The sequence below is a fragment of the Plesiomonas sp. genome, assembly GCF_051650925.1.
Classification (GTDB): domain Bacteria; phylum Pseudomonadota; class Gammaproteobacteria; order Enterobacterales; family CAMTGL01; genus Plesiomonas.
Genome location: NZ_JBOFRH010000108.1, coordinates 1 through 7,619 on the forward strand (window position 1 = coordinate 1; position 7,619 = coordinate 7,619).

At 43.6% G+C, this 7,619-nt stretch carries 4 protein-coding genes; all 4 read left to right on the forward strand.

Going from position 1 to position 7,619, the window contains the following annotated elements; translation table 11 throughout:
* On the forward strand, window positions 1–342 hold a 342-nt coding region (locus ACRC27_RS02355; protein ID WP_438639108.1), incomplete at its 5' end, for a hypothetical protein.
* A 1,530-nt stretch (window positions 343–1,872) separates the two neighbouring features.
* Window positions 1,873–2,844: a TAXI family TRAP transporter solute-binding subunit gene (locus ACRC27_RS02360; protein WP_438630056.1), complete on the forward strand. Its 972-nt coding sequence runs from the start codon at window positions 1,873–1,875 to the stop codon at window positions 2,842–2,844.
* A 207-nt stretch (window positions 2,845–3,051) separates the two neighbouring features.
* On the forward strand, window positions 3,052–5,655 hold the full coding sequence (locus ACRC27_RS02365) for a TRAP transporter permease (protein WP_438630054.1): 2,604 nt from the start codon (window positions 3,052–3,054) through the stop codon (window positions 5,653–5,655).
* Window positions 5,656–6,004: 349 nt separating this feature from the next.
* Window positions 6,005–7,468 (forward strand): catalase, encoded by a 1,464-nt coding sequence (locus tag ACRC27_RS02370; RefSeq protein ID WP_438623972.1) that lies wholly within the window; start codon window positions 6,005–6,007, stop codon window positions 7,466–7,468.
* The last annotated feature ends 151 nt before the right edge of the window (window positions 7,469–7,619 follow it).

Genomic DNA, 7,619 nt, shown 5'->3' on the forward strand with positions numbered 1-7,619 from the left:
GCTTTACCAATACATCCACGAGCAATGTATCCGGGCATTGATTTTAATGAACAAAATATAATGGGGTCGACATTCTGCAATGAGTTACAGGGTCACGTATCGCAAGAAAATAACAAAGTTCAAGGTATGCTAACCCCACTCAATTACCCAGTATCTGCACACCAACAAAAAAATGAGGCCATTAAGACAAAAATATGTGCAGATACACGCTTAAATCAGTGGGATAGATTATTTCAGCAAATGATGAGTACGGGCGTGGTTTTAGAGCTGCAGGAGTCTACGCTGTTTATTGAGGGCGCTGGCCATACGATGACATTTATGCTGCGTGATTGGGTTTATTAATCATCGTGCAAAGAGATATGGCGCAAATACACTGACATAAAAAAACCGGAATGCTATTTAGCCATTCCGGTTCAGGATGTTGCAACACTTATGGAGATACTTTTTACAGTGCGTGTTACAGAGAAACTCACTGTTTTTACGTTAACATTCAAAGTCATCAGCAACCTATGTTTGTGTTACGGTTTACGTTGCAGATAACTTCACCGTTTTTAAAAACACTCACAAAACCTCTTTTTAACACTTTATTCAATTTCACGTTTCCAATTACCCGGCGTATTTGAAGACCGGTATAGCTGATTTCCGTTTGATGATCGTTTGGTAGTAATAAACAAACCAATCACAAGCAGTAACACGATAACACTTAACAGTAATGGAACTAGCATCCTGCCACCTCCTCGGCGATTGGCTTGCATGACCTTGTAGCCGTGGTTCTTGTTACTGTGGATCTTACCTGTTACTCATTGCTCAATGATTACTAAGCTGTTTTTCATTGTTACAATGCATGTTGCGTATTTTACGACTTCCTTGCTTACTGTTATCGATTTTACTTTTTACATGTACATTTGATTTACGTTTGCTGTTTCAATTGTGACTTGGCAGTTTTACACGAACATTTGTTATTTACTTAGCGACTTACTTGTTTACTTAACTCGTACTTAGCTCTCTCCTTCAGCAAGATTCCTTTATGTTTTCATCTACGTTGGCTTGTTACTTTCATCTTGTACATTTTCTAACGTTGTAAATTGCTCGTTTTATCTGACGCTGTAACCTAACTTTTTCCACAGAACTCCTGTAGGAGTCACTCTATTGGCGTAATATTGAGTTACGCGCGGTCTAGCATACAGATTTTTTTGGTGCTTTGGTGCTTTGGTGCTTTGGTGCTTTGGTGCTTTGGTGCTTTTAGCATTTTGTCATGCGCGCTGTAGCGGCATACAAGTGTGCGTTTTCAATGCATCTATCAAAAAAGGTATCGTCTATCTGATACCTATTACTCAGTGTAGATCGACTTTTAAAATTAGCCAGAAAACAAATAACAAATATCTACATTTTTTTAGCATAATCGTCTGAAATTAGAACGCTGCGTTCTATTCATACCCTACCGATACAGCCTGTTAACGTAAGAGCGTTACCCGTTATAGCTACGTTATACCTCACCGACCTGAAAATAAAACACAACAACCAATTAAGTCATTGAAATTAAATAACTTTTAAAAACAACGCATCATGATGCAACGCTCAGTGATATCCCTTCAAAGATACACATCACACTGTTGTTTTTTACATAACACAAATGACTTACTTCAAACTTTACAACATTTAATGCTGAAAAAATGCACGTTAATTTGATTTGCGCTAAGGTTTTATGCTTAATCTTAGAGGCTTATTTTATTGGTTTGAGTTGGAAACAATATCAAACGCTATGTTGGCAAGATAGCCAAAGCCATGATCGGTAGCCGTATCGGTCAGTATGATTTTTACTCTTCTTCCCCGCTTGGGGCAGTTTGTCATTTCAAAAGAAGGAACTATTACATGAAGGGAATAACACTAGCGTGTGCACTTTCAACCGTTCTCACAACCTCTGTATTCAGCTACTCGGCTGCCGCAGCTGAACAATTTGTCACTATTGGTACGGGTGGCCAAACCGGAGTGTATTATGTGGCAGGTCAGTCTGTTTGCCGTTTTTTAAACCGTGGTGCAGCAGATCATCAAATTAAGTGCAATGCCCCTGCCAGTGGTGGTGGCGTTGCAAATGTAAATGGCCTGCGCAGTGGTGAATATAATTTCGGCATTATGCAGTCAGATCACCAGTATAAAGCAATGAAGGGCCTTGCTCCGTTCCAAAAAGAGGGTGAAATGGCGGATATGCGCGCAGTGTTCTCCTTACAAAGTGAAATTTTCACTGTTTTAGCGCGAAAAGAGGCGAATATCAGCAACTTTGATGCGCTACAAGGAAAACGCGTTAATATCGGTAACCCAGGTTCAGGTCAGCGTGATACATTTGAAGAGCTAATGTCGGCAAAAGGCTGGAATCGTTCGGCATTTAGTTTAGTCTCTGAGCTTAAACCGGCAGAACAAGCTTCTGCGCTTGGCGACAATAATATTGATGCGATGAGCTATTTTGTTGGCCACCCGAATGGGGCAATTCAGGAAGCATCAACCACCACAAATGCCGTACTAGTGCCTGTTACAGGGCCAGAAATTGATAAACTACTGGCCGAAAAACCCTATTTTACCAAAGCTGATATTCCAGGGGGGTTATATAAAGGCAACCCAGATCCTGTTCCTTCCATTGGTGGAAAAGCCGTACTCTCTACCCGTGCCGATACTGACCCTGAAATTGTTTACCAACTGGTAAAATCCGTCTTCAGCAACATTGACCGCTTCAAGAAGCTTCACCCCGCGTTTGCTGAGTTACAAGAACAAGACATGATTAAAGTGGGTCTTTCTGCACCGCTGCATGAAGGAGCCGCACGCTACTATCAAGAGCGTGGCTGGATGTAATCCCCCTACCCACCGGTGTTTATTTACGGGTGGGTATATGTTTAACCCGATGTCTGTTTAGCCGATTATTTTAAATCAATGTGGCTTATCGGGTTTTTACTTTTACCTGTACACAATATTAGCTCACCACTACGTGCAGGTATGCCGCGCTTAATAAACATTCGTTTATTAAGTCAGTCTGTTTAGTTGTATCCGTTGAGTTATCTTATGCAACCACAATCACTCTCTACTGAAGAACTTATTGCAGAAGATGTTGGTGCACGTTTGCCAACTGGTGCTATGGCATGGACAATTGCCGGATTAGCACTGATATGGTCTCTGTTTCAACTGTGGATAGCCTCTCCACTTCCCTTTATTTTTGGTGTTGCAGTATTAAATGATACTGAAACACGCGCTATACATTTAGCCTTTGCGCTGCTGCTTGCCTATCTGGTGTTTCCTGCATTTCGCCGCTCCCCTAGAAAGTATGTTCCGGCTATTGATATCGCGCTGGGGCTGGTTGCTGCGGCAACAGCCGCCTATCTGTTTGTGATGTATAAACAACTGGCGCTCAGACCCGGAAATCTGGCAACTGCTGACTTTATTACGGCCTGTATCGGCATCCCCCTACTGTTAGAAGCGGCGCGTAGAGCATTGGGTATTGCACTACCGGCGATAGCACTCACCTTTTTAGCCTACAGCCTTGCAGGGCCGTGGATGCCGGGATTATTAGCCCACCGCGGCGTAAGTTTAACGGCTCTGGCCAACCACCAATGGATCACAACCGAAGGTGTATTTGGTATCGCTCTGGGGGTATCCACCAGTTTTGTATTCTTGTTTGTGCTGTTTGGGGCCTTGTTAGAGCGTGCCGGTGCCGGGCACTATTTCATTCAATTGGCATTTAGTATGCTCGGACATTTACGCGGAGGCCCAGCAAAAGCTGCGGTTGTCGCCTCTGGGCTAACAGGGCTGATTTCAGGATCATCGATAGCCAATGTAGTAACTACCGGTACATTTACTATTCCGATGATGAAGCGTGTCGGTTTTAGCGCAGAAAAAGCCGGAGCGGTAGAAGTGGCCTCATCGGTTAATGGGCAAATTATGCCTCCGGTCATGGGCGCTGCCGCGTTTTTGATGGTGGAATATGTCGGTATTCCCTATGTTGATATTATTAAGCACGCCTTCTTGCCTGCGGCAATTTCATACATTGCCTTGCTGTATATCGTGCATTTGGAAGCGCTCAAACTGAACATGCAGCCACTGGCACAGCACTCAGCACCCCGCCCGTGGTTATATCGGTTAACAGGGTTTGCATTTGGTGCTGCGCTCATTAGCGGGCTTTCGCTGTTGGTATATTACGGTTTAAGCTGGTTAAAACCGCTTTTGGGAGATTATGCACTCACCGGTATTGGTGTGTTAATTGCCATAACTTATATTGGATTACTGAAAATTGCGGCCAGTAACGAACCTTTGGCGGCTGAAGACCCCGATAAACCACTCGACCAACTGCCAAAAACCCGTGCAGTACTGCTTTCCGGCCTGCACTTTTTACTGCCGGTTGTGGTACTGGTGTGGTGCTTGATGATTGAACGTTTGTCACCGGGCTTATCTGCCTTCTGGGGCAGCGTAATATTGATGATCATTTTGCTCACACAGCGCCCATTACTAAACATGCTGCGTCGTGATAAACGCCACTGTTATGGCCGTTTTATTGATGGTGTGATTGATCTGCGCGAAGGCTTAATTGCCGGTGCTCGCAATATGATTGGTATCGGTATTGCAACCGCTACCGCGGGTATTATTGTCGGCGCGGTATCACAAACCGGTGTTGGTCTGGTATTGGCCGATTTGGTCGAACTGCTCTCTATGGGCAATCTACTGTTAATGCTGCTGCTCACTGCCGTACTCAGCCTAATTTTAGGTATGGGGCTGCCGACCACGGCAAATTATATTGTGGTATCGAGCCTGCTTGCGCCGGTTGTCGTGGCGCTGGGGCAACAAAATGGGCTGATTGTTCCGTTAATTGCCGTTCATCTGTTTGTGTTTTATTTTGGAATTATGGCTGATGTTACCCCTCCGGTTGGATTGGCCTCATTTGCTGCGGCTGCCGTATCAAAAGGTGACCCGATAAAAACCGGTATTACTGCGTTTTATTACAGTTTACGCACTGCCGCACTACCCTTTTTGTTTATTTTCAATACCGACCTGTTGCTGATCAACGTTGATTTTGCACACGGCGTACTGATATTTATTGTTGCCACCCTTGCCATGCTCATTTTTGCCGCAGCCACACAGGGCTACTTCCTGACTAAAAGCCGCTGGTATGAAACCGTATTGCTTTTGCTGGTGGCATTTACCCTATTCAGACCCGATTTTTGGCTGGATAGAGTCTCTGACCCTTATCAAACCACACCGCCTGCAGAGTTAAGCCAAACTCTCGGTTTAGTCGATGAAAACAGTACGCTACGCTTAGAACTTCAGGGGGAAGATGCGGTAGGAAAACCTCGCCAGTTTACTGTATTACTTACCGTACCTGATGGCGCATCAGGTGAAGAGCGGCTGGAAAAATTAGGGATCAGTACTTATCAGGAAGATAATATCACACGCATTGATACCGTAACATTTGGTAGCCCTGCCGCCGCTGCCGGTGTTGAATTTGATCAAACGCTCTTACAGGTTCGCACCCCCACAACGCGTATCCCTAAAGAGATAATGTGGATCCCTGCTTTTATCCTTTTTGTCTTTATTATTCAATTACAGCGCCGGAGAATAATGAAAAACAAAACTGATGATGCACTACCCACCGAGCTGATCTCTAATCCAGCTAAATAATCTTTCGTGCATTAAAAATCACACAATAATAAAAGTAAGTCATGTAATCATGGCTTGCTTTTATTACATTTCAGCACAAAAACACCCATAAATAAAACATAGTTAACCTTCTAGTCATATTTTATATGCGCGTTAATTTTACATTTTTAATAAAGACACACAGCACATAAAACTAAATGACACATTTCATTATAGGTTTGATACAATTCCTGTATGAGACAAGGAATCTGTTTTATGCGAATTACAATAAGTTACACCTATTGGAATAATAGAATAATCAAACTATTTAGTTCGCAATTAACTCATCTATACTTGAAAAACACAGTACAGCAAAGACAAGGAATATATAATGTCTGATAAAAAGTTAACTACCGCCTTCGGCGCACCTGTACCGAATAATCAACACGTACTCACTGCTGGCCCACGTGGTCCAATGTTGCTGCAAGATGCATGGTTTCTCGAAAAACTGGCTCATTTTGATCGCGAAGTGATTCCAGAGCGTCGTATGCATGCTAAAGGCTCAGGTGCATTTGGTCATTTCACTGTCACACATGACATTACCAAATACACAAAAGCAGCTCTCTTTTCTGAAGTAGGTAAAAAAACTGAAATTTTTTCCCGCTTTTCAACCGTAGCCGGTGAGCGTGGCGCGGCTGATGCTGAGCGTGACATTCGTGGTTTTGCGGTTAAATTTTATACCGAGCAAGGCAACTGGGATCTGGTCGGTAACAATACCCCCGTCTTTTTCTTAAAAGATCCGTTAAAATTCCCTGATTTGAACCATGCAGTAAAGCGTGATCCTTACACCAACATGCGTTCAGCCAATAATAACTGGGATTTCTGGACTCATCTTCCCGAAGCGCTGCACCAAGTCACTATCACCATGAGTGATCGTGGTATTCCGTTCTCATACCGCCATATGCACGGTTTTGGTAGCCATACCTACAGCTTTATTAATAAAGATAGCCAGCGTTTTTGGGTTAAATTTCACTTTATTACCCAGCAAGGCATTAAAAACCTGACGGATGAAGAAGCAGCCGCGATTGTTGCCAATGATCGTGAAAGCCATCAACGTGATTTACTTGAAAGCATTGATCGCGGTGATTTCCCACGCTGGACATTAGCTGTTCAAATTATGGAAGAGAAAGATGCTGAAACATACAAAGTTAATCCTTTCGATTTAACAAAAGTATGGTCACATAAAGATTATCCATTAATTGAAGTGGGTGTTATGGAGTTAAACCGTAACCCTGATAACTATTTTGCTGATGTAGAGCAAGCCGCTTTTGCACCAACAACCATTGTACCGGGTATTGGTTTTTCACCAGATAAAATGCTGCAAGGTCGCCTATTCTCTTATGGTGATGCGCACCGTTACCGTCTTGGCGTTAACCACAGCCAGATTCCGGTCAATGCTCCACGCTGCCCTGTCAACTCATTCCACCGTGATGGTGCAATGCGTGTTGATGGCAATAATGGTCGCACCTTGGGTTATCAGCCAAATAGCTATAAAACATGGGAAGAACAACCTGACTTTGCCGAGCCACCATTAGCCATTAATGGCGATGCCGCACATTACGATCACAGCATTGGTGATGACCCTTTTGCACAAGTCGGTGATCTGTTCCGCCTTATGCCGCACGATGAGCAAATTCGCCTATTTGAAAATACTGCGCGTGCGATGTTCGGTGTGGAAGAGCACATTAAACTGCGCCACATCTGCAACTGCTTCCGTGCTGATCCAGCCTATGGCATGGGCATCGCAACTGCTCTGGGGATCTCACCCGATGCAGTAATGGGTAAGCATAAATAAGCATTGCATCATATAAATGATATTACTTAATATACATTAACATAGCTAAAAGCGGCCTCAGAAATGAGGCCGTTTTTTTGTATTCACCGCAAGCATTACTGCACCGAGTGTATTGATATGCACATACACACCATCTGGTTTTTAAATCGTT